This is a genomic window from Enterobacter wuhouensis, assembly GCF_004331265.1.
Taxonomy (GTDB): domain Bacteria; phylum Pseudomonadota; class Gammaproteobacteria; order Enterobacterales; family Enterobacteriaceae; genus Enterobacter; species Enterobacter wuhouensis.
On sequence record NZ_SJOO01000029.1, the window covers coordinates 1 to 2,352 of the forward strand.

A 2,352-nucleotide genomic window follows, 5' to 3' on the forward strand; every position below is an offset into this window, starting at 1 on the left:
GGGCGCATATTATCGACGTCAGTCCGGCTTGTCAAAGGGTGGATCAACACCTTTTGATTGTTTGCTGACAAATTCAGCAAAATGGCGTTTTTGACAACGAAATGCACCGTTGTGGTGCGGGTATACCCCTTATGGGGCAGATCCTAAACTGCTGTTTCAGTAATAAATCCACGCGTGGTGATTAGATTTCCTTATTTTCAGGGGCTTACCGACGCGATCCGGCCCGTTTGAAAAACTGGCATTCATATTGCAAAACCTGTTTAACAACGACAGCCAAACCGGCACTGCATTTCGAACAGGGGGCAAAATGAACTTAAGACGACTGAAATACTTCGTAAAAATCGTCGATATCGGCAGCCTGACTCAAGCGGCGGAAGTGCTGCATATTGCGCAGCCAGCGCTGAGCCAGCAGGTGGCTACTCTGGAAGGCGAGATGGATCAGCAGTTGCTCATCCGCACCAAACGCGGCGTGACGCCAACGGAAGCAGGCAAAATCCTGTATACCCACGCACGCACCATCCTGCGCCAGTGCGAGCAGGCGCAGCTGGCGGTGAATAATGTTGGCCAGACGCTGAGCGGACACGTCTCCATCGGGCTGGCGCCGGGAACGGCGGCATCCTCCATCACCATGCCGCTGCTGCAGGCGGTGCGCGCCGAGCTGCCGGAGGTGCTGGTTTATCTGCATGAGAACAGCGGCTCTGTGCTGAACGACAAGCTGCTTAGCGGACAGCTGGATATGGCCGTGCTTTACGATCGTTCGCCGGTCGCGGGGATCACCAGCCAGCCGCTTTTGAAAGAAGATTTGTACCTGGTGGGAACGCGTGATTGCCCTGGGCAGAGCGTTGACCTGACCGCCGTTGCGGAGATGAATCTCTTCCTGCCGCGCGATTACAGCGCCGTGCGCGTTCGCGTGGATGAAGCATTTTCGCTGCGCCGCCTGACGGCAAAAATTATTGGCGAAATTGACTCCATCTCCACGCTGACGGCAGCCATTGCCAGCGGCATGGGCGTGACGGTTCTGCCGGAATCGGCCGCGCGGGCGCTGTGCAATACGGCCAACGGCTGGATGGCCCGCATTACCACGCCGTCAATGAGCCTGCCGCTGTCGCTGAACATGTCCGCGCGCGGCTCGCTGTCGCCGCAGGCGCAGGCGGTAAAAGAGATCCTGATGTCGCTGGTGAGCAAACCCTCTCTGGAGAACCGCGAGCTTCAGCTCGTGAGCTGATATTCCATAAAAGCATAAGATGCTGGTTTTTATTATTTGTTCTGCAGCCCGGCTGACTCTAACAATAGAGCCATGTCAGATACGCCGGAGTGAATCGTGAATTTCCAGCAGCTTAAAATTATCCGCGAGGCGGCCAGGCGGGATTACAACCTGACCGAAGTCGCCAACATGCTTTATACCTCCCAATCCGGCGTCAGCCGCCATATCCGCGAGCTGGAAGAGGAGCTTGGTATAGAGATTTTCATCCGTCGCGGCAAGCGCCTGCTGGGGATGACGGAGCCCGGTAAGGCGTTGCTGATCATTGCTGAGCGGATCCTCAACGAGGCCAGCAACGTTCGTCGCCTGGCGGATCTCTTTACCAATGATGCCTCCGGCGTACTCACCATCGCCACCACCCACACTCAGGCGCGTTACAGCCTGCCGCCGGTGATTAAAGCCTTCCGCGAGCTGTTCCCGGACGTGCGCCTGGAGCTCATTCAAGGCACGCCGCAGGAAATTGACGTGCTGTTGCAAAACGGCGGGGCGGATATCGGCATTGCCAGCGAGCGGTTGAGCAACGACCCGCTGCTGGTGGCCTTTCCGTGGTTCCGCTGGCACCACAGCCTGCTGCTCCCCGAAGACCACCCGCTTACCCAGGTTTCTCCGCTGACGCTGGAAGAGATAGGCAAATGGCCGCTGATTACGTATCGCCAGGGCATTACCGGGCGCTCGCGCATCGACGAGGCGTTTAACCGCAAGGGGCTCACGCCCGACGTTGTGCTGAGCGCGCAGGATTCTGACGTTATCAAAACCTACGTTGAACTCGGGCTGGGGATTGGCCTGGTGGCGGAACAGTCCGGAGGCGAGCGTGAAGTGGGGAACCTGGTTCGCCTGGATACCCGCCACCTGTTCGACGCCAATACCGTCTGGCTTGGCCTGAAGCGCGGGCAGCTGCAGCGCAACTACGTGTGGCGTTTTATCGAGCTGTGCAACGCCGGGCTGTCCGTGGACGAGATTAAACGTCAGGTGATGGAGCCGGAAGAAGTGGCGATTGATTATCAGATTTAAAAGCGGCCTGGGCCGGAAACGGTGAGATGATTTTCGTAGGTCGGGTAAGGCGTTGCCGCTACCCGACAATTTTACCCGAC

General features: G+C 57.7%; 2 protein-coding genes. Both read left to right on the top strand.

Annotated features, from left to right (window positions below; genetic code table 11):
- Window positions 1-307: 307 nt before the first annotated feature.
- A complete protein-coding gene (gene nac / locus E0L20_RS23715; RefSeq protein WP_131636022.1) occupies window positions 308-1,225 on the top strand; it encodes a nitrogen assimilation transcriptional regulator NAC in 918 nt (305 codons plus the stop codon).
- 96 nt (window positions 1,226-1,321) lie between these two features.
- Window positions 1,322-2,272 carry an HTH-type transcriptional regulator Cbl gene (cbl, locus tag E0L20_RS23720; RefSeq protein WP_131636023.1) on the top strand — a complete coding sequence of 317 codons (951 nt, stop codon included), beginning with the start codon at window positions 1,322-1,324 and terminating at the stop codon, window positions 2,270-2,272.
- The last annotated feature ends 80 nt before the right edge of the window (window positions 2,273-2,352 follow it).